General features: G+C 70.3%; 21 protein-coding genes. 7 read left to right on the top strand and 14 right to left on the bottom strand.

All coding sequences use genetic code 11. From position 1 onward, the window contains the following. Positions 1-60: 60 nt before the first annotated feature. The 3 genes from ACWGE0_RS07805 to ACWGE0_RS07795 all read right to left on the bottom strand — a co-directional run bounded on the left by ACWGE0_RS07805 (position 61) and on the right by ACWGE0_RS07795 (position 2,387). Positions 61-1,032: a hypothetical protein gene (locus ACWGE0_RS07805; protein ID WP_452260149.1), complete on the bottom strand. Its 972-nt coding sequence runs from the start codon at positions 1,030-1,032 to the stop codon at positions 61-63. Continuing rightward, positions 1,029-1,526, bottom strand: coding sequence for a SigE family RNA polymerase sigma factor (locus tag ACWGE0_RS07800; protein ID WP_452260148.1), 498 nt, complete (start codon positions 1,524-1,526; stop codon positions 1,029-1,031). Before ACWGE0_RS07800 ends, ACWGE0_RS07805 begins: the two co-directional genes overlap by 4 nt. Positions 1,527-1,598: 72 nt before the next feature. After that, on the bottom strand, positions 1,599-2,387 hold the full coding sequence (locus ACWGE0_RS07795; protein WP_452260147.1) for an SDR family NAD(P)-dependent oxidoreductase: 789 nt from the start codon (positions 2,385-2,387) through the stop codon (positions 1,599-1,601). Between the two features lie 95 nt (positions 2,388-2,482). Between ACWGE0_RS07795 and ACWGE0_RS07790 the strand changes: the two genes are divergently transcribed. Both ACWGE0_RS07790 and ACWGE0_RS07785 read left to right on the top strand, forming a co-directional pair. Then, positions 2,483-3,085 carry a TetR/AcrR family transcriptional regulator gene (locus ACWGE0_RS07790; RefSeq protein WP_452260146.1) on the top strand — a complete coding sequence of 201 codons (603 nt, stop codon included), beginning with the start codon at positions 2,483-2,485 and terminating at the stop codon, positions 3,083-3,085. Positions 3,086-3,097: 12 nt separating this feature from the next. Continuing rightward, positions 3,098-4,237 carry a GDSL-type esterase/lipase family protein gene (locus ACWGE0_RS07785; RefSeq protein ID WP_452260145.1) on the top strand — a complete coding sequence of 380 codons (1,140 nt, stop codon included), beginning with the start codon at positions 3,098-3,100 and terminating at the stop codon, positions 4,235-4,237. Between the two features lie 166 nt (positions 4,238-4,403). Here ACWGE0_RS07785 and ACWGE0_RS07780 read toward each other — a convergent pair whose 3' ends face one another. After that, the gene (locus ACWGE0_RS07780) at positions 4,404-5,348 is read right to left on the bottom strand and encodes an EamA family transporter (protein WP_452260144.1); all 945 of its coding nucleotides are present in this window, start codon (positions 5,346-5,348) and stop codon (positions 4,404-4,406) included. 83 nt (positions 5,349-5,431) lie between these two features. Between ACWGE0_RS07780 and ACWGE0_RS07775 the strand changes: the two genes are divergently transcribed. Beyond that, on the top strand, positions 5,432-5,986 hold the full coding sequence (locus ACWGE0_RS07775; protein ID WP_452260143.1) for a CGNR zinc finger domain-containing protein: 555 nt from the start codon (positions 5,432-5,434) through the stop codon (positions 5,984-5,986). A gap of 32 nt (positions 5,987-6,018) precedes the next feature. On the opposite strand, the gene ACWGE0_RS07770 is transcribed toward ACWGE0_RS07775, so the two are convergent. The 3 genes from ACWGE0_RS07770 to ACWGE0_RS07760 form a co-directional block, all read right to left on the bottom strand. Then, on the bottom strand, positions 6,019-6,246 hold the full coding sequence (locus ACWGE0_RS07770; protein WP_452260142.1) for a DUF2188 domain-containing protein: 228 nt from the start codon (positions 6,244-6,246) through the stop codon (positions 6,019-6,021). A gap of 70 nt (positions 6,247-6,316) precedes the next feature. Then, a complete protein-coding gene (locus tag ACWGE0_RS07765; RefSeq protein WP_452260141.1) occupies positions 6,317-7,738 on the bottom strand; it encodes a phytoene desaturase family protein in 1,422 nt (473 codons plus the stop codon). 5 nt (positions 7,739-7,743) lie between these two features. Next, the gene (locus ACWGE0_RS07760; RefSeq protein ID WP_452260140.1) at positions 7,744-8,175 is read right to left on the bottom strand and encodes a hypothetical protein; all 432 of its coding nucleotides are present in this window, start codon (positions 8,173-8,175) and stop codon (positions 7,744-7,746) included. A 161-nt stretch (positions 8,176-8,336) separates the two neighbouring features. Between ACWGE0_RS07760 and ACWGE0_RS07755 the strand changes: the two genes are divergently transcribed. Both ACWGE0_RS07755 and ACWGE0_RS07750 read left to right on the top strand, forming a co-directional pair. Then, positions 8,337-9,491, top strand: a complete 1,155-nt coding sequence (locus ACWGE0_RS07755; protein ID WP_452260139.1) for a sensor histidine kinase — start codon at positions 8,337-8,339, stop codon at positions 9,489-9,491. Beyond that, positions 9,488-10,132: a response regulator transcription factor gene (locus ACWGE0_RS07750; protein ID WP_452260138.1), complete on the top strand. Its 645-nt coding sequence runs from the start codon at positions 9,488-9,490 to the stop codon at positions 10,130-10,132. Before ACWGE0_RS07755 ends, ACWGE0_RS07750 begins: the two co-directional genes overlap by 4 nt. Here ACWGE0_RS07750 and ACWGE0_RS07745 read toward each other — a convergent pair. From ACWGE0_RS07745 to ACWGE0_RS07725, 5 genes are read right to left on the bottom strand one after another with little or no spacing between them, the layout of a single operon-like run. Further along, positions 10,121-10,933: a lipoyl protein ligase domain-containing protein gene (locus tag ACWGE0_RS07745; RefSeq protein WP_452260137.1), complete on the bottom strand. Its 813-nt coding sequence runs from the start codon at positions 10,931-10,933 to the stop codon at positions 10,121-10,123. The two genes, ACWGE0_RS07750 and ACWGE0_RS07745, sit on opposite strands and share 12 nt — an antisense overlap. A 41-nt stretch (positions 10,934-10,974) precedes the next feature. Next, positions 10,975-11,622: a CoA transferase subunit B gene (locus ACWGE0_RS07740; protein ID WP_452260136.1), complete on the bottom strand. Its 648-nt coding sequence runs from the start codon at positions 11,620-11,622 to the stop codon at positions 10,975-10,977. A gap of 1 nt (position 11,623) precedes the next feature. Continuing rightward, the gene (locus ACWGE0_RS07735; protein ID WP_452260135.1) at positions 11,624-12,400 is read right to left on the bottom strand and encodes a CoA transferase subunit A; all 777 of its coding nucleotides are present in this window, start codon (positions 12,398-12,400) and stop codon (positions 11,624-11,626) included. Then, positions 12,397-13,161 (bottom strand): 3-oxoadipate enol-lactonase, encoded by a 765-nt coding sequence (gene pcaD, locus ACWGE0_RS07730; protein ID WP_452260134.1) that lies wholly within the window; start codon positions 13,159-13,161, stop codon positions 12,397-12,399. Before pcaD ends, ACWGE0_RS07735 begins: the two co-directional genes overlap by 4 nt. Beyond that, positions 13,161-14,369, bottom strand: a complete 1,209-nt coding sequence (locus ACWGE0_RS07725; protein ID WP_452260133.1) for an acetyl-CoA C-acetyltransferase — start codon at positions 14,367-14,369, stop codon at positions 13,161-13,163. Before ACWGE0_RS07725 ends, pcaD begins: the two co-directional genes overlap by 1 nt. A 78-nt stretch (positions 14,370-14,447) precedes the next feature. On the opposite strand from ACWGE0_RS07725, the gene ACWGE0_RS07720 reads away from it, so the two are divergent. Continuing rightward, positions 14,448-15,329, top strand: coding sequence for a LysR substrate-binding domain-containing protein (locus ACWGE0_RS07720; RefSeq protein ID WP_452260132.1), 882 nt, complete (start codon positions 14,448-14,450; stop codon positions 15,327-15,329). A gap of 1 nt (position 15,330) precedes the next feature. Here the strand turns inward: ACWGE0_RS07720 and ACWGE0_RS07715 are convergent, their stop codons facing one another. Further along, the gene (locus ACWGE0_RS07715; protein WP_452260131.1) at positions 15,331-17,148 is read right to left on the bottom strand and encodes a sigma-70 family RNA polymerase sigma factor; all 1,818 of its coding nucleotides are present in this window, start codon (positions 17,146-17,148) and stop codon (positions 15,331-15,333) included. Between the two features lie 188 nt (positions 17,149-17,336). Here ACWGE0_RS07715 and ACWGE0_RS07710 point away from each other — a divergent pair, with 188 nt between their 5' ends. Beyond that, positions 17,337-17,939: a M15 family metallopeptidase gene (locus ACWGE0_RS07710; protein ID WP_452260130.1), complete on the top strand. Its 603-nt coding sequence runs from the start codon at positions 17,337-17,339 to the stop codon at positions 17,937-17,939. Between the two features lie 192 nt (positions 17,940-18,131). On the opposite strand, the gene ACWGE0_RS07705 is transcribed toward ACWGE0_RS07710, so the two are convergent. Then, a complete protein-coding gene (locus ACWGE0_RS07705) occupies positions 18,132-19,637 on the bottom strand; it encodes an ArnT family glycosyltransferase (protein WP_452260129.1) in 1,506 nt (501 codons plus the stop codon). Positions 19,638-20,007: the final 370 nt, after the last annotated feature.

The following is a 20,007-nucleotide window of genomic DNA, read 5'->3' as shown; positions in this document are numbered from 1 at the left end:
GATACCTGTTTCACTTCGGAACCGATAGAAACAGCTTGAGACGTCTCCGGCGCACGCCGGTCACCAGGGAGACAGCGTCACGTTCCAGTCACCCGTGGTGCGTTCGGGAATCACGGTGATCTTGACCTGCTGTCCCTTCGAGAGCGGGAGCCCCTCGATGCCCCTCTCCCAGTCGTAGCGCCCGACCTGCCCGCCGTGCACGTTGTAGCCCCAGTGGTCGAGGTCGATGACCACGACGTCGTTGACCAGGACTCGCAGCCTGCCGGGCGTGTTCAGGTGCGCCAGCATCAGGTTGGGGCCAGGCCACTCGACGGTGATCTCCTTCTGCGCGGCCGGATCCGCCGGGTCGGCCCGCAGTTCGATCGTCGCGTCCGAACGGTTCTCCGGCAACGGCTCCAGCGCCTGCGGGCGTGGCGGGAACGGGTACTCGCTCACCGGCACCGGTTCGCCGACACCGACAGCGAACGTGCCGGTCGCCGGAAGGGGGAGCACAGGTGGTGGCGCCGACTGGGACGATCCCTGCTCTCCGCTCACGGTGAGCGTGATGACGGACGGCTGTCCGGGTAGGACACCCATGCTGCTCCAGGTCGTGCTGCTGCTGTTCGGGCTGGTGGAGCAGGTGTTGTTCTCCTTGAACGAGTGGCCGTTGACGGTGACGGTGATCAGCAGGCTTCTGTTCGGTCCGATGTCGCACCGGGTGAACAGCTTGATGTCCGACGACTTCGGCACGAACCGGACGGTGACGCTGGTCGAGGGGAGATCTCCCCAGGCCTGGGTGGTGAGCCGGGTGCCGTACTGGTACTCCGGCAGGCTGCGTGTCGGCACCGCGGGTTCGGGCTGCTGGCCGGGGCGGGGGAGCACCGCGTAGACGATGCCGACGAGCGCGAGCACCACGAAGGCGGCGCCGGCGACCGTGCGACGTCGCCGGGCAGCGGTCACCCTCGCCCGGATGCCCGCCATTCGCGCGTCGTGGGACGAGTCGGCGAGCTCGGCGCGGTCACGCAGCACCTCGCTGAGGTCCGTCAGGTTCATCGCCGCACCCCTTCGAACGTGGTGATCGTGTCGTCGAGCCGCAGCTTGGCGAGCGCCTTGCTGGCCTGACTTTTGACCGTGCCGACGGAGCAGCCGAGCAGGCCGGCCACCTGCGCCTCGGTGAGGTCCTCGTAGAACCGCAGCACCAGCACCGTGCGCTGCTTGCGCGGCAGCCGGCCCAGTGCCTGCCAGAGCCACTCGCGCTCGCCGACCGCGTCGTGCGGCGACAGGCCCGGTGGTTCCGGCAGTTCACCGGTCGGTTCCTCGCCTCTCCACCGGCGCCGCCACCAGGTGGCGTGCGTGGTCACGAGGATCCGCCGGACGTAAGGTTCCGGATCGCCCTCGACGCGATGCCACGCCCGCCACGCCCGTGCCAGGGCGGTCTGCAGCAGGTCCTCCGCGTGTCCCGTGTCCCGCGTGAGCAGAAAAGCCGTTCGCAGCAGCCGTGGCGACGAGACCGCCACGAACTCCTCGAACCCCTCAGGTGAGCGCACCACTTCACGGCCTTTCGACTCGGTCCGTCACCTCTACTACCAGTCGGGCCGCGGGAATGGTTGCCTCCTGGATCAGGCGGTCTTCATCGCACCGCCGTGGACGGTCCAGTTCGAGCCGATCGCGCTCGGCATGGTCGGCGAGGACAGCAGCACCACCGCGCGGGCGATCTCGCTCGGGTCGATCAGCTCACCGGTCAGCATGCCCATCTGCTCGGGCAGCGCTGCCACCAGAGCCGCGTGCTCCATGCCCAGGTTCGCCGCGATGTCGGCCGCGTAGCCGTCGGCACCCACCAGGAGGTCGGTGCGGGTGCCGCCGGGGGTGACGGCGTTGACCCGGACACCCATCCGGCCCGTCGCCTCGGCGAGGCCGCGGGTGAACGCGTTGAGCGCGGCCTTGGCCGAGGCGTAGGGCAATGGCGAGGTGTGCGGGTCGCGGGCGCTGCTGGAGCTGATGTTCACCACCGCGCCCCGCGTCTTCGCGAGCGCGGGCAACGCGGCTCGCGTGGTGCGCACGGCCGCGCTGAGGTTGAGCGCGAACACCGCAGCCCAGGTGTCGTCGTCGCCGCTGAACGGGTCCTCGAACATCCCGTCCGGACGGTCGCCGCCGCCGGCGTTGTTGACCAGCACGTCGAGCTGTTCGTCCTGGCCGAGCACGGCGTCCACGAGCTGCGCCGGACCGTCCGAAGTGGACAGATCGGCGGAGATGAACACCGCTCCGGTGGCGGCGAGTTCGGGAGTGGCACGGCGCGCGGTGGCGACGACGGACGCGCCCTCGGCGACGAAAGCCCGCACGACGGCGAGCCCGATGCCCTTGCTCGCGCCGGTGACGAGGACGCGCTTGCCTTCGAGCTGCAGATCCATGACGTGGTTCCTCTCTCCGTGGTGATCGACCCTTTAAGTGATACACAGCTGTCGCAGTTCGTGCAATAACTGCGACAGTGTCGTATCGTTTAAGGGTGGATGGAGACACGGGCACGGGAACGCGGCGACTGCGGGCAGACGCGGAGCAGAACACCGCGCGGATCCTCGCGGCCGCCGAGGAGGTGCTGGCCGTCGATCCGGCGGCGTCGCTGGAACGCATCGGCGAGGCGGCCGGGCTCACCCGCGCCACCGTGCACCGCCGGTTCGCCTCCCGCCTCGCGTTGCTGGAGGCGTTGACCGAGCAGCTCAACCAGCGTTATCTCAGCGCGCTCGACCAGTCGCGAATGGACACCGCGCCTCCGCTGGTGGTGTTCCTGCGCCTCACCGAGATCGTCTTCGAGCTCAAGGTCAGCCACCGGTTCGCGATGGAGCTCATGAGCGACCGGGACGACTGCCACACCGGGCTGAGTCCTGAGGTCGCGGCCGGACTGGAGCAGGTCTTCGCACGGCTGCGCGCGTCGGGGGACATCACCGCGACCGGCGCGGACTGGTGCCGTCAGGTCTATCTGGCGCTGCTGCACGAGGTTCACCAGCTGCCGGAGGACGCCCCTGATCTCGTCGCGGCCGGAGCGTCCCGGCCCGAGCTGGTGGTCAGGGCCGTGGTGGGAGCCCTGGGTGGTGTGTCCCGCCGATCGTGAGACGGTAGGAGCATGATCACCACGCCTCTGACCGACGCGTTCGTGCGCGGTGCGGCCGAGCTGGAGAACACCGCCCGCGGTGTGCGGCCACACCGCCTACCGGCCTGGGTGCGCACCCGCTTCCCCGACCCGCAGCTGATGGGCGCGGAGAGCAGGCCTTCCGGTGTGCGCCTGGTGATGGCCACCGAGGCGCGCACCATCGAGCTGGTCAGCCACCCGACCTACGCCTCCTACCGCGCCACCCGTCCGCGCGGAAGCATCGACCTCGTGGTCGACGGTGAACGGGTCGCCAGCGAACAGCTCGACGGCGGCGATCGGATCGAGCTCGACCCGCTGACCGGAGCGTCGGAGTTCCACGCGGGCAGCAGCTGCACCACCCGGTTCGCCGGGCTCGCGGAGGGCGTCAAGGTCGTCGAGATCTGGTTGCCCCACAACGAAACGATGGACCTGGTCGCGCTGCGCACGGACGCGCCGGTGCGGCCGGTCGAGTCCGATCGGCGCATCTGGCTGCACCACGGCAGTTCGATCAGCAACGGCTCGAACGCGACCACGCCGACCCGGATCTGGCCCGCCGTCGCGGCCCGGCGCGGTGACGTCGAGCTGCACAACCTCGGGTTCAGCGGCAGCGCGCTCGTCGACCCGTTCGTCGCACGCGTGATGCGCGACCGCCCTGCCGATCTGATCAGCGTGAAGCTCGGCATCAACGTGGTGAACTTCGACGTGATGCGGCTGCGGGCGTTCGTGCCGGCCGTGCACGGTTTCCTGGACACGATCCGCGACGGCCATCCCCACGCGCCGTTGGTGCTGATGTCGCCGATCTTCTGCGGCATCTACGAGGACACGCCAGGCCCCGGTGGGATGGACCTGGAAGCCTTCGCCGCGGACGAAATCGTGTACACCGCAACAGGTCCGCACGGAACAGCGCCACAGCTGACATTGCGGATCATCCGCGAAGCGCTGGCGTCGCTGGCCGAACGCCGCGAGGACGACCCGAACCTGCACTACCTGGACGGAACCCGGCTCTACGGCGAGCAGGACGCCGTCACGCATCCGCTGCCCGACGCGCTGCACCCCGACACAGCCGCGCACGAACTGATCGGCGACCGCTTCGCCCGCTACGCCTTCGCGCCCGGTGGCCCGTTCGCGCTCTAGTGTCCTGAGTCGCTGGTTCACGGTCAGCTTGTGGCGTGTGCAAGTACCACCAACTCAAGATCATCGGGCGTGTAACTACACCCAACCGACCGGCCTGCTACGGCGGTACTTGCAGACGCCACCCAGCCAGACGGGATGACTGGCTGCGAACTTGCGACTCCGGACACTAGGAGCAGGTCGCCGCGACCGGCGGTGCGACGACCGGTTCCACTTTCTGCCGTTCGGCCCGGACCGAGGCGATGCCGGCGAGGATCAGCACGCCGCCAAAGAGTTGCAACGGTGAGAGCTCCTCGCCCAGCAGGAGCCAGGCGAACAGGGACGCGGAGACGACCTCCAGCAGGGCGATGAACGACGCGAGCCGTGACCCGAGGATCCCGGAGGCGGTGATGCCGCTCGCGTAGGCCAGTGCCGTGCCGACGACCGCGACGACGAGCAGCGGCACCCACCAGGCCGTGGTCGTGCCGAGCAGGGACAGGTCGCCGAACGTCGCGGTGAACGGCAGCAGGCCGGTCGCCCCGACGAGTGCCAGGACCGGCGCGGCCAGCAACATCCCCGCCCCGGCGAGTGCAACCGGAGGCAGTCCCTCGTTGGGGCGTGCGGCGATCACGAAGTACACCGAACAGCCAATGGCGGCACCGAAAGCGAGCGCCAGGCCGATCGGGTCCACGGCCTGGATCGCGCCGGGCCCGATCACCAGGACCAGGCCGCCGACCGCGAGCACCGAGCCGACCAGGACGACGGGCGCGGGCGTCCGCCTGCTGACCGCCCAGGTGAAGCCGACCAGGATGAGCGGCGCGAGGAACTCGATGAGCAGCGCGGTCGCCACCGGGATGCGCTGGATGGCGGCGAAGTAGAGGACCTGGGTCACCGCCACGCCGACCATTCCCATGCCCACGACGGCCCAGCGCGCCTTCAGTAGCAGCTCCCACTTGCCGCGCAGTGAGACCAGGACGAACGGCAGCAGGACGAGTCCGGCGGCGAGCGCGCGGGCCGTGACGGCCGCGGTCGGTGACCAGCCGGCCTCCAGGAGGGGTTTGACGAACGCCCCGGACGTGCCGAACGAGATGAACGAGACCGCAGCCGCGATCAGGCCGGTGGACTTCGACGGCATGCGTGCCTCCCGGTTCGGAGCGATGTCATGACCTAACCTGTGTTATGGCCCTGACGCTATGCCGGTCCAAGTAAGGAGTCAAATTGCGTTTTGCCCCTGACACGGAGGAGTCGCTGGCCTTCGTTGTCGCCCTGTGCAACACCGATGCGTCGGCGTCGCGCACCGGCGAGGACGAGCTGGCCACGGTCGATCAGCTCAAGTCCCTGCTCGATGGCTATGGCTACACGGGTCGTATCGATCACGACGAGGCCGAGCTGCGCGACGTCCACAGCGCGCGCGCCCTGCTCAGGCACGTGTGGACTCTGGATCGCGACACGGCCGTCGAAGCCGTGAACAAGATGCTGCGCGACGCCAAGGCGCTCCCGCACCTCGTGCGGCACGACACGCAGGACTGGCACATGCACGCCACAGAGCCCGATTCCCCGCTCGCGGAACGGATCCGGGTGGAGGCCGCGCTCGCGCTCATCGACGTGATCCGGATGGACGAGATGGACCGGCTGCGGATCTGCGAGGCCGACGACTGCACCGGGCTCCTGCTGGACCTGTCCCGCAACGGCCTCAAGCGGTTCTGCAGCGTGCGGTGCGGCAACCGGATGAACATGATCGCGTTCCGGGAGCGGCGCGCGGACCGCGGCTGAGTCGGGACCGGTTGTGCAGCGTGGCGCGACCGTCAGCCGGGGATGTTGCGAGGGTCGCTGCTGCGCGGATAGGTGTTCTTCTGGCCGATCGTGCCGTCCATGTTGCGGATGATGTGCTCGACACCGTGTTCTACAGCCATTGCACGGCCCTTGGCGATCGCCTCGTCCTTGGTGTCGTGCGTGCTGGACGCCTGCGAATTGCCCTCGACCTTGTTCTTCCACGTGCCGTTCTCGTGGTAGGTCTCGACATCGCCCTGCATCTGGCCTCCTCGCTCGTGTGGTCGTGACAGGGGTGCCCAGGAAACGGTGCTGTGACACCACATGGCACGGCTAGTGGCGCTTCAGGTGATGGAGTGCGCGTTCGGCGGCGTGGTATCCGCTCATGCCGTGCACGCCCGCTCCCGGTGGTGTGGCGGCGGAGCACAGGTACACGCCGGGCACGCCGGTGTCGTAGGGGTGCGGGGTCAGGCGGGGCCGGAACACCAGCTGGAACGGGTCGTTGGCGCCGGTGAGGATGTTGCCACCCACGTAGTTCGGGTTGCCCCGCGCCAGGTCTGCGGGGTTCTTGGCGGAGAAGGCCACGATCCTGTCCGCGAAGCCAGGGGCGAAGCGTTCGATCTGGCCGATGATCGCGGTGGTGGCGTCGCCGGCGTACCCGTTCGGGACGTGCGCGTAAGTCCACAAAGGATGGACATCGCCCGCGGATCGGGTCGGATCGGCGAGATGCTGTTGTCCGACAAGGATGAACGGCGCGTCCGGCATGCGGCCCTGGTGAACGTCGCGGGCGGTGCGGAGCATCTCGTCCGGGTTGCCGCCCAGATGCACGGTTCCCGCCACGGCGCAGTCCGCGTTGCGCCACGGCACGCCGCCGCGCACGGCGAAGTCGACCTTGAACGCCGCCGGCCCGTGCCGCCAGCGTTGGTAGGCCCGGTGCACCCGCTTCGGCAGCCTGCCCTCGAGAATCCGCGCTGCCGCACCGGGTGAGGTGTCGAGCAGGACGACGTCCGCGTCCGGCAGGTCCGCGGTGGAGTCGACCCGTCTGCCCGTCACGGTCTTGCCGCCGAGGTCGTGCAGCAGCGCGGTCAAGGCGTCCGCGATCGCCTGGGAGCCGCCTTCTGCGACCGGCCAGCCGAACCGGTGGCCTGCTGCGATCAGCATCGCGGCGACCGAGGAGGTCATCGGCGCGCGCAGGTCGTGCATGACGTGAGCGGCAGCGCCGAGGAACAGGCTCTGCGTGGTCGGGGAACGCCACAGCCTCCGCATCAGCGCGGCGGGCGGCACCGCACGCAACCCGAACCGGGCCAGGTGCACCGGGTGGGACGGCAGGCGCAGCAACGGTCCCAGCAGATCGCCGGCGGCGGTGTCGATGTGCGCGGCGAGAGGGCCGAAGACTTGCGACCACCGCTCGCCGTCGCCCGCCGGAAGCCCTGCCGCGGTCTCCTCCGCCGAACCGCGCAGCACCGCGCACGCGCCGTCGTCCAGCGGGTGGGCGAGCATCACCGCGGGATGCCGCCACCGCAACCCGTACCGCTCCAGGTCCAGCGATCGCAGGTACGGGGACAGCACGGCGGTCGGATGCACGGCCGAGCACTCGTCGTGCAGTGTTCCGTCAACGAGCTTCTCGGTCGTTCGCGCGCCACCGCCGAGCGTGTCGGCGGCTTCGAGGACCGTCACCTCGACGCCGTGCTGGGCCAGCCGGACCGCCGCCGCCAGCCCGTTCGGGCCCGAGCCCACGACCACCGCTTTGGGCACTGCACTCAACTCCGCGGCGAATCGGCGAGGATGTCACGCAGTTTGCCTCGGTCGTGGAGCACGAGGGCTCCACAAAGGATGGTGTACAGCGCGGCCATGTACTTGACCGAGGGGTAGTCGAACGCGAAGTCCATCAGCGTGATGTTGAGCCCGATCACGAACAGAGCGGCTGCTCCCAGGAAAGTGGTGCGGCGGAACAACAACATGACTGCCGGGATCAGTTCGAACAGGCCGGTGATCCGGCCGTAGAAGGGCGAGTAGCCGTAGAACAGCCACACCAGCGAGGTGCCGTCCACCGTCGACTTGGACAGGTTGTCCCAGTCGCCGTAGTAGAACTGGCCACCGAACAGCTTCACGCATCCGTAGAGGGCGAAGATCGCCGCCATCAGCAGCCTGATCACGAGGATCGTCTTCGAGGGCGCTTTGCTCCAGATCATCCTGCGACTCCGTTCCCGCGCTAGGTCGACGCGGAACCCATCGTCGCGATCACCGGACATCGGCACCTCCTGCGCGCGGGCCGTTTTCGCGGCCTGCCGGAGGAGTCGCCTCCTACCGCGGTAGGAGGTGGCGGGCGCGCGACCGACCTACCATCGTGGTCGTGACTTCGTGGAACAGCGCGTGGCCGGTGCTGGCGCGATGGGCGCCCAGGTTCGCGCCGCTGGCCCTGGTGGTCGCCTCGACGCTGTGGCTCGCGGTGCCGGCGCCGGACACGAGCTTGTCGGCGTGGATCGTGCCGTTGACGTCCTCGCTGCTGTTCGTCGTGGGCCGCTTGTCGCCGCTCCCGGTCTCGTTGGCGCAGAACCTGCTGATGTTGACCGCGTTCCTGATGGCGGCTCCCGGCGTAGGCGCGGCACAGGCCTGCGCCGCGCTGTCACTGGGCGAACTCGCGATGCGGCGGTCTTGGCTGCCGCAGCTGCTGATCGGGTGCGGTGCAGCCCTCGCGGTGGACACGATCTACCTGGTGGCACAGGACGATCAGCCCGTGCTCGTGGCGTTGCGGGTGGCGCTGGTCGTCGGCGTGCCCGTGCTGGCCGGACGGCACCTGAGGTCGATGCGGGAGCTCACCGCACGGCAAAGCGAGGAGAAAGCGCTGATCCTGCGCGTGCGGGACGCGGAGATCTCGGCCGCACGCGAAGCCGACCGGGTCGCCATTGCCCGCGAGCTGCACGATCTCGTCGCCCACCACGTGTCCTCGATGGTGCTGCGCTCGGCCGTCGCCCGCCACGCCGCGACCGGGCCCGAGCAGCTCCGAGAGGTGCTCGACGACGTGCATGCCACCGGTTCGGCCGCGCTGCGGGACCTGAGGGAGCTGGTCACCGTGCTCCGCGACCCCTCGGTACCCTCCGCGGTCGGCACGAGTCCCGACTGCCTCACCACGGCGGTGCGTCAGGCCGCTCTGAGCTGCGAACGCGCGGGCTTCGCGGTGCGCACCGACATCAGCGACTCCGCTGAACACCTGGACGCGTCGCGACGTCTGGTGGTGCTGCGGATCGTCCAGGAGTCGCTGACCAACGTGATGCGCCACGCCTCACCGGGCGCCGCCGTGCTGCTCCGCGTTCGCGAGTCGGCCGCAGGCCTCGACGTCGAGGTCCGCGACTCCGGAGGCACGCCACCCCGCCCGGCACCGGACGGACACGGCATCACGGGCATGGCGGAGCGGGTCGAGCGGCTCGGCGGATCGTTCCACGCGGGCCCGATCGGCAACGGCTGGTCCGTGCGCGCCTCCCTGCCGCGGCAGGAGCAGCCGGCATGATCCGCCTCCTGATCGCCGACGACCAGCAACTCGTGCGCGCCGGCCTGCGAATGCTCTGCGAGTCCGCGCCGGACGTGCAGATCGTCGGAGAGGCGGCGGACGGCGCCGAAGCGGTGCGCGAGGCGGCGCGCTGCGGGCCTGACGTGATCCTGATGGACCTGCGCATGCCCGTGGTCGACGGCATCGCGGCGACCAGGAAGATCCTCGCGGACAACTCCAAAGCGCGTGTCGTCGCGCTCACCACCTTCGACGACGACGATCACCTGTATCCCGCGCTGGCCGCGGGGGCGCACGGGTTCCTCGTGAAGGACTCCGCCCCGGAGGAACTGCTGGCAGCGATCCGGCGGGCGGCCGCCGGGGAGCAGCCCTTCAGCGCCGGTGTGCTGCGGCGGTTGGTGAGCCGGGTCGTCCGGGAGGAGCGTGGGCCGGAGCCGGCTGGTGCGCTGCGCGGGTTGACGCCGCGCGAGCTCGACGTGCTCGCGCTCGTGGCCGAGGGGCTCGGCAATCAAGACATCGCCGATCGGTTGCACGTGGGGGTGACGACGGTGAAGACGCACGTTGCCGCGCTGATGACGAAGACGGGTGCGGACAACCGGGTGCGGCTGGCGGTGCTCGCGTACTCGGCCGGGCTAGAGCGGTAGGGGGTTGGCGCGCGTCCAGTCGTCGACGTGGAACGGCGGCGCGTCGTCCCCGCTCGCCGTGACGGTCGACGCGTGCGCGGCCACCTCGGCCGGCACCTGTCCGTCGGTCAGGCCGAGCCGGCTGCGGTAGTCCGCCCTGAACGCCGAGGCGACCTCGTCGGCGGTCAACCCCGGCGCGTAGTCGGCCAGGCCCGCGATGGAGCTGTGCCGCAGGTCGTAGCCGAGTGCGTCCGACACGTCCTCGATCACGGCGCGCACCTGGTCCGAGACGGCGACCTGGACGACCGTGCTGAACAGGGAACCGGTGGCGGTGACGCGTTGGGCCGAGCCCACGACCTTCGCGGTGCCGCCGACGTTGATGCTGAACTCGCCGGGGCAGTACTCGCCGTCCACCTCGCCGACGCGGGCGTCGATGTCGCCCAGTCCCCGCAGCACTCGGACGTGGCTCTCGGCGTTCGCGGCGAAGGTCGAGCTGCCCGCGTGCCGGATGTCGGTGGTGCTGTCGAGGTGGTCGATCACGACGGCGCCGCTGTCGTAGGCGACCATCCGGCCGCCCGGCGACCGGACCACCGGCTCGAAGCCCGCCGAGCGAGCGATCTGGGTGGCCTTGGCGATGCCGGGTGAGCGGAGGTCTCGGCCGCTGAAGGCGACCGTCGGGCCGTGTGGCACGTAGATGCTGACGAGCTGGGACCACGGGGCGTTGGGCGTGCGCAGCAGCAGTGCCGGGATCACCAGATCGGTGACCGCGCACGCGGTGCTCCCGGACACCAGCAGCCGGGTGGGGTTGTTCGCAGTTTCCACGCCGTGATTCTCGGTCATGACCCGATTCGGCGCGGAACCGGTCACACGGCCGCCGGCCGCCGATCCACCACCGGGGCACCGGTCTTCTCCGCGACTTCCTCGGCCGACGTGCCCGGTGCGAGTTCGACGAGTGAGAACGTCCCGTCTGCCACGTCGAGCACGGCGAGATCCGTGATGACGCGGGAGACGACTCGGCGTCCGGTCAGCGGCAGGGTGCAGGCCTCGACCAGCTTCGGGTCGCCGTTGCGGGTGGTGTGCTCCATCAGGACGACGACGCGTCCGGCGCCGCTGACCAGGTCCATGGCGCCGCCCATGCCCTTGACCATCGCGCCGGGCACCATCCAGTTGGCGAGGTCGCCGTGCGCGGAGACCTGCATGCCGCCGAGGATCGCGGTGTCGATGTGGCCGCCGCGGATCATCGCGAAGCTGGTGGGGGAGTCGAAGAACGACGCTCCGGGCAGCACGCTGACGGTCTGCTTGCCCGCGTTGATGAGGTCGGGGTCGACCTCGTCGTCGTAGGGGAACGGGCCAACACCGAGGATGCCGTTCTCCGCGTGCAGCGTCACCGTCGAGTTCGGCGGCAGGTGGTCGGGGATGAGCGTGGGCAGGCCGATGCCGAGGTTCACGTACTCGCCGTCGCGCAGTTCGAGCGCGGCGCGGGCGGCCATCTGGTCGCGGGTCCAGGCCATGTCAGTTCGCCTCCTGGCGGGCGCGGGTGGTGCGCTTCTCGATGTCCTTGCGGGCGGCCTGGTCCGGGGTGAGCTCGACGACGTTCTGCACGAACACGCCGGGCAGGTGCACGTGGTCCGGGTCGATCTCGCCGACCTCGACGACGCGTTCCGCCTCGACCACGGTGAACCGGCCCGCCATCGCGGCGGCCGGGTTGAAGTTGCGGGCGGCGGCGTGGAAGACGCAGTTGCCGGCGCGGTCGGCGATCGCGGCGCGCACGAGGGCGGCGTCGGTGACGATCGACTCCTCGAGCACCATCTCCTTGCCGTGGAACGTGCGGACTTCCTTGGGCGGCGAGACGAGCGCGACGGTGCCGTCGGGGTGGTAGCGCCACGGCAGGCCGCCTTCGGACACCAGCGTGCCGACACCGGTGGGAGTGAAGAAGGCGCCGATGCCGGAACCGCCCGCCCGCAGCCGTTCCGCGAGTGTCCCTTGTGGAGTGAGCTCGACCGTCAGCTCGCCGGCGAGGTACTGCCGGGCGAACTCCTTGTTCTCACCGACGTAGGAAGCGACCACCCGGCTGATGCGGCGGTGTTCGAGCAGCAGCCCGAGCCCGGCGCCGTCCACGCCGCAGTTGTTGGACACGATCGAGAGGTCGTTGGCGCCCTGCTCCAGCAACGCCTCGATCAGGAACCACGGGATGCCCGCGAGCCCGAACCCGCCGACGGCGATGCTCGCGCCGGACCTGATGCCGGCCACCGCCTCGGCCGGGCTGCCGACCACCTTGTCCAGGCTCATGAACTGCTCTCCTTCGTGAGGTGGTCGACGAGCGCCGCCGTGACGACGCCGGGCTGTTCCGCGTTGGCGAGGTGTGCGGCTCCGGGCACGACGAGCAGCGTGGCGTCGCGGACCGAGGCGACGATCTGTTCGAGGTGGTGCGGCGGCGTCGCCGGGTCGTCCGCTCCGGCGATCGCCAGCGTCGGCGCGTTGATCTTGGCCAGGTCCGCGCGCAGGTCCATGGCGGCGATCGCCTCACAACAGCCCGCGTACCCTTCCGCAGGGGTGGCGGCCACCATCGCTTCCCATCGCGCGCGGTCCTGGTGCGCGGGGGTGAACCAGCGCTGGACCACGGCTTCGGCGACGGCGGCCGTGCCCTGTTTGCGGACGAGGGCCGCGCGGTCGGTCCAGTTGGCCGCCGGTCCCAGCTGGGCGCTGGTGCACAGGACCGCGAGCCGGTCCACGCGTTCGGGGTTGCGGGCGGCCAGCCGCAGCGTGGTCATGCCGCCGAGCGAGAGCCCGACCAGGTGCGCTTTCTCCACGTTCAACCGGTTGAGCAGCACGAGGAGATCGCCGGCGAGCGCGTCGATGGTGTGCGGGCCGGGCACGACGGGAGAGCGGCCGTGCCCGCGGGTGTCGTACCGGACCACCCGGAAGTGCTCTTCGAGCTCGGCGACGTTGGCGTCCCACATCTCCAGCGTCGACCCGAGCGAGTTGGACAGCACCACGACCGGGCCGTCCGGCCTGCCGGTGACGACGTGGTGGACCTCCGCGACGCCCATCAGCGCACCGACTCGAAGACCGCGGCGAGACCCTGACCGCCGCCGATGCACATCGTCTCGAGGCCGTACCGGCTGCCGCGGCGGCGCATCTCGTGCGCGAGCGTCGCGAGGATCCGCGCTCCGGTCGCGCCCACCGGGTGACCCAGTGAGATGCCGGAACCGTTGGGGTTGAGCCGTTCGTCGTCGGCGTCGATCTTCCACTCGCGCAGGCAGGCGAGCACCTGGGCGGCGAACGCCTCGTTGAGCTCGATCACGTCGATGTCGTCGAGGGTGAGCCCGGCGCGGTCGAGGGCGGCGGCGGTGGCGGGCACCGGCCCGATGCCCATCACCTCCGGTCCGACCCCGGCGACGGCCCAGGACTTGAGCGCGAGCACGGGCCGCAGTCCGCGCTTCTCGGCTTCGGCGCGGGTGGTGACCACGCACATCGCGGCGCCGTCGTTCTGCCCGCTGGCGTTGCCCGCGGTGACGGTGGACTCCGCGTCGATCTTCAGCCGCACGGCACGCAGCGCCGCCAGGTCGTCCAGCGTCGTCTCGGGCCGGGGGTGCTCGTCGCGGTCCACGACCACGTCGCCCTTGCGTCCCGGCACCGTCACCGGCACGAGTTCGTCGGCGAACCGGCCTGCGTCCTGGGCGGCCGCCCACCGCTGCTGGGAGCGCAGCGCGAGTTCGTCCTGCTCCTCACGCGAAATGCCGTACTCGCGGCGCAGGTTCTCCGCGGTCTCCAGCATGCCGCCGGGCACCGGGTGGAACTTGCCGCCCGCGGTCTCACGTGCCCTGACCAGCCGGTCCATCAGGTTGATGTTGCCGCCGCGCACGCCGGTGCGCAGCCCGAGCGCGTAGTGCTCGACCTGCGACATCGACTCGGCGCCACCGGCGACCACGACGCGGGCGGCACCGGTCGCGACCTGGCCCGCCGCGTACAGCACGGCCTGCAGTCCCGATCCGCAGCGGCGATCGACCTGAACGCCCGGCACGCCCGTGCCCAGACCCGCGTCGAGTGCGGCGATCCGGCCGATCGCGGGAGATTCGCCGTTGGGATAGCACTGCCCGAGCACGACGTCGTCCACGTCGCCCTCGCGCAACCCGGTGCGGCGGACCAGTTCGGTCAGCACGGTGGCGGCGAGGTCGGTGGCGCTCAGCGAGGCCAGCGCACCGCCGAACCTCCCGACCGGGGTGCGGACGGGCTCGCAGATCACGACGTCGGTCATGGCTTCGACGCTAGGCCCTCCGGCCCATATCGAGAAATACTCATTTCGCGTCGACTCAGACTCTGCGAGTATCAATGGGTGGAGCTTCGTCATCTGCGCTACTTCGTCGCGGTCGCTGAGGAGAGGCACTTCGGTCGCGCTGCCGAACGCCTGCACATGGCCCAACCGCCGCTGTCCCAGCAGATCCAGCAGCTCGAGGCCGAACTCGGCGTGACGCTGCTGCACCGCACGACCCGCAAGGTCGAGCTCACCCGTGCCGGCACGGTTTACCTCGAACGCGCCAGGGACGTGCTGGCCGCCGTGGACGACGCGGCGGCGGAGGCCAGGCGGGTGGCCGCCGGACTGCAGGGCCGCCTGGTGGTCGGCTGCGTCGGGTCCGCCACCTACAGCCTGCTGCCCGCGCTCGCCCGCACCCTGCGCGAGGAACTGCCGGAGGTCGACTTCGCGTTCCGCGGCGAGATGCTGGCACCGGACCAGGTCGAGTCCCTGCTCGCGCGCCGGATCGACCTCGCCCTGCTGCGCCCGCCGGTCGACCACCCGTCTGTGCGGGTGAGCACGGTGCGCCGCGACCGTCTGATCGTGGCGCTGCCCGACGGCCACCGGCTCGCGTCACGGAAGCGGTTGACGATCAAGGACCTGCAGGACGAAGACCTGATCGTGCACGCCTCACGCGGCCGTTCCGTCATGTACGAGATCGTCTCGAAGCTCTGCCACGAGGCCGGGTTCGCACCACGGATCCGGCACGAGGTCTCGGAAACGTCGACCCTGGTCACGTTCGTCGCGTCCGGGCTCGGCGTGGCGGTGGTGCCGGAACCGGTCGCCGAACTCGGCGTGACCGGCACGACCTACCGCCCGCTGGCCGGCAACCACGGCATCGACCTCGCCACCGCGGTGCGCGCGGACGACGACTCTCCAGTCCTGGCAAGGGCTCTCGCCGTGCTCGGCGAGCTGGCGCGGTGACTCAGCCGGCGTCGCGGTACGCCGCTCCCGCTTCGTTCGGGGTACCGCCGGGGGTGTACAGCCCGGTGCCGGGTTTGTCGGCGGGCAGCGCGAACCACGCGTAGCGCTCGACGTACGGGAGGCCTTCCATCATCGCGCTGGACCCGCGGGCGAACGCCGCGAGCTGCGCCTGGGTCGGATAGCGCGCCGAACCGCCGGAGAAGTCGATGAGCGAGTATTCGGTGAGCCACACGGGTTTGCCGTATCGCCGGTGCACCGCGTCGAGGTAGTTCTTCAGGTGACCGACGGCCGCTTCGCTGAAGTCCGAGCCGTACCAGTGCAACGCGATGAAGTCGACGCGCAGACCTCGTTGTGCCGCACCGGTCATGAACCGGTCGAGCCAGCCGCCCGCCTTGTCGCCGCTGTGCGCGACGGAGGGGCTGCCGAGCCGCAGCCCGGTGGCCGCCAGCTTCGGCCACAGGTCCAGCGCCTGTTCCGGCGTCATGTTCGCCTGCTCCGGGAAGTCCGGCTCGTTGAACCCGAGCAGCACCTTGCCGTTCGCCTTCGCCTTGGCCAGCGTGGCGTCGTCGGTGAACTTCGTGCCCCAGATCATCGGCACGAACTCGACGTTCGGCGGCGTGGCGATGCCGTCGGGGTGTGCGGCCCAGTTGTAGTACCACCCCGCCCGGACGTCGGTGAGCGCCTTGCCGACCCCGTTGAAGTTCCAGGTGCTGACGCCCTTCTTCGCCGACGCCGCAACGGGAGTCACGGGTGGCGGGGGCGCGGCCGCCGAGGTTGCCGACGGGGGCTGGGTCGTGGTCGGGACGGGCGATGAAGGCGTTGTGGTCGTGGGTGTGCTCTGGGAGGTGGTCGTGGTCGCGCGCGCGACCGGTTCCTCGGGTGAGGGCAGCACGGCGACCACGATGCCCGCGGCCAGCACCGCGGCCGCGGCGGCTGCCAGCGGTTTCACCAGCGTGCCTTGCAGGAACAGGCTGAACTTGCCGCCGGCCACGGGGTTCGCGGCGACGTGCGAGATGGTCGCCTGCGAACCGACGAGCACCGGCTGGTCGAATCCGAACGCGGCGGGCAGCGGCACCAGCGGGAGCCGCGCGATGAGCCCTTCGACGGACGCGAGGTCGTGCCCGGAGCGTTCGCACCGGACGCAGCCGCGGCTGTGCCGGGCGATCCGCTTGCGCCACAACGGACTGGGATCGCCGTCCCAGTCGGCGAGGACCTCGGCCAGCTCAGGACAGCGCGGCGTGCGTGCCAACGTCCGCACGACGATGCGCGCGGCGTCGAGCTGAGCCTTGACCCGTTGCACCCGCACGGCGGTGTGCTGCGGGGTCAGCTCAAGCGCGTTGGCGACCTCGGTGCGGGTCAGCCGCCCGGCCGCCTCCAGCCACCACAGCGACAGCAACTCGCGCTCGTCCGCGCTGAGCCACCGGGTGGCCGCGACGACCTCACGGCGCTGCCCGGACAGCTGCAGACGCATGATCGTGAGGTCGACGAAGTCCGCGCCGGGGTCGGCGACGTCCTCCGGCACCGGACCGGTGATCGGCACGCGTTGACGTTCGCGGTGCCGCAGCCGGATCTGGTTCATCGCGATCACGACGAGCCACGACCGGAACCCGGCGGGATCGCGCAGCCCGGACAGCCCGTTCACCGCCCGCAGCATGGTTTCCTGCACCACGTCGTCGGTGTCGGCATGACCGCCGAGCACGTGTCCCACGATGTTGTAGACAAGGGGCAGATACCCGGCCACCAGGTCGTCCAACGCGCGCTGGTCGCCATCGCGCGCGGCCACCACCGTCGCGACGCTTGGTTCGTCGGCTACCGCCATGTCCACCTCACCTGCCGGTCCAGGATCGTCTCTGACCAGGAGATGTTCCGGGGACCTGGCGATAACAGAAAAACCTCGGCGACTTTCGAGGGCGCCACCCTACTGTCACCGCGTCTGTCGACGTCTCGTTGCACAACGCGCACATTCCGCGCGCGGGCCGGGGACATCGCTCCGGCAGGGTCGAGGACATGGCAGCGACTCGTGGAAACCTCGGCGGCAGAGGACTCCGGACGGCCTTCGCCGCTGCGCTCGTCCTCGCAACGGCGGCGTGCGCGACGGAACCCGCGCCCGGCGGTGGCCGGCCCGGCCAAGCCCCGGCACTGAGCACTTCGACACTGGGCACGTCGACCCGCGTCTCCGGGGACGGCAGCATCCCGGAGAACGAGAGCATCTCGTTGAACGACACCGGGCACGCCGCCATCGCGAACCTCGACCCGACGCTGCTGGCCGCGGTGCGGGACGCCGCCGTCGACGCCCAGGCACGCGGGGTTGAGCTGAAGGTGACGTCGGGCTGGCGCAGCAAGGCGTACCAGCAGCGCCTGCTGGACGAGGCCATCACCCGGTACGGCAGCGAGAAGGAGGCCCTGCGGTGGGTGCTCCCGCCGGAGAAGTCGAAGCACGTGACCGGCGAGGCGATCGACATCGGCCCGACCAACGCCGCCGACTGGCTCATCCAGCACGGCGCGGACTACGGCCTGTGCCAGGCGTACGCCAACGAGATGTGGCACTTCGAGCTGCTGACGACCCGCGGCGGCCAGTGCCCCCAGCCGATCAGCAACGGAACCGGCTGACCGCCTGCGGCCCAGGCGTCTGCAAGTACCACCAACCCAAGATCATCCAGCACTTTCCTACTACCAACTTACCCACCGCCGTGGCGGTCGACCGGCCGGTTCGGTGGCAAGTTGGGTGTGGTTGGAGGCGGTTTGATCAAGGGTTGGTGGTACTTGCAGACGCCAACAGGGCCAGCCGCGAGGGGTGGGCGGTTAGTACGGGCCGACCACGCGGTATCGGGGCCAAAGGTCGGTCCATGGTGCACGTGGGCCGCGGCACACGGAGATGGCCCGGCCCTGTTCCCTGGTGTCCAGGTCGTGCCCGTTGTCGATGTGTGCAACCGTGGTGCACTCACGGAAGTCCCGCGCCAGCCGATCCTCGTCCACGGCCACCGTGATCACCACGTCCGCGCTCTCGGGCGGCGGTCCCCGGAAGTACAGCTCGTTGTGTCCGCTGTAGATCCGGGGGAGCGGGCGGTCGTCGCGCATCCAGTGCAAGGCGCCCGCTTCGCCGAAGTTCTGCGTCAGCACCACGGCACGCGACCGTTCGTCGGCGGGGAGCGCGGAGTAGGCGTCCGAGACCTGCCCGGCCAGTTGCGGCCAGCCGACCGTCTCCGCGGTCAGGCTGGTCAGCGTGTACTGCGCGACCATCCGCTCCGGCCACACCGGCAAGATCAGCGCCACCTGCAGCACGGCGAACACCGACAGCACCGACACCGCCGCGGGCCACCGCGCCCGGCCCTTGGTCAGCCACTCGTCCGCGACCACGCAGCCCGCGGCGACCAGCGGCACCAGGTAGCCCTCCGTGTAGTCGATGCCGCTGGGCGCGAGGGCGAGCACCAGGACCGTGCCGACGAGGTAGGCCATCGCCAGCGTCCGCGCCGGACGCCATTCCGGGCGGCGCAGCAGCCCTGCCAGGCCCGCCACCAGGACCGGTGCCACCGCCGGTCCGACCAGGATCGCGACGTCGAGGGCGAACAGCACGCCGTCCGACCAGGTGCCCTCGGCCAGCGACTGCGCCATGACGAGCTGCGGCCAGCCGTTCGCCACCTGGTAGATCAGGTTCGGCGCGGCGATCAGCACCGTCAGTCCGGCGCCGGCCCACAGCCACCGGCTGCGCAGTTCCTGGCGCGGACCCACGAGCAGCAGCGCCACCACCAGTGTCAGCGGCAGCAGGAGGATGACGTACTTGGCGTAGGTCGCCACCCCGCACGTCGCACCGGCGGCCAGCCACCACCGGCCGTCCCCGCGCAGCAACGCCCGCAGCGCGAACAACGCCACCGCGCACCAGGCGACCAGGTCCGGGCTGTTGGTCAGCAGGAAGTGCGACATGACGAGCACGCTCACCGACGTGCCCACCGCGGCCGCCGCGAGCACCTGCGCGCGGTGGCCGCCGCCCAGTTCCGCGGCGATCAGCGCGGCGAGCACGACGACCGCCACGCCGCAGAGCAGGGCGGGCACCCGGATGCCCCACACCGTGTCGCCGAACAGCACCGCGCCCGCCTTCGCGAGCAGCGGTGTGAGCGGTGGCTGGTCGAAGTAGCCCCAGCGCGGCTCGTCGCCGAGCATCCGGAAGTACAGCTCGTCGGCCGTGAGTCCGTAGTTCCCGGCGAGCAGGAACAGCAGGCCCGCGTAGAGCGTCGCGACCACCGCCACCGGGCGTCGCGCCAGCGGCACCGCCCTGCCGGTCCGCGTTGCCACGCCTTCAGCCGTCAACACCGGCATCGCTCCCTCTTCCGGTCGGGAACGGCATGTTATCGACAAGATCAGCTCGATCAGGTGCTCCGATCGGCAGCATTCACGCGGCATATGCGTAATTGACATCTGCGCGATTGATTCCAGTTGAGACGCCAGCCGTGCGCGGACGGGCCGTAGCACATTGCTTGCCGCACCGTCGGCGGATTCGAATGTTGAATGGTGAACTGAATTGCGAATTGCCGCATCCGCGCTGGTGTGGCGCGCTGGTTGGGGGCATTGCCGCTGGTGCGCAGCGTGTGAGTTGATCACTGCGCGTGTTGGTCCGGGTGCGGCAAGTGACCGAGCATTGTACGGCTGCACTTGGCATCGCACGCCGTTTTTCGGAAAGTGT

Source organism: Lentzea sp. NPDC054927 (assembly GCF_053610285.1).
The sequence above is the reverse complement of the archived record's forward strand: the minus strand, read 5'-3'. Positions and strand labels throughout refer to the sequence as shown.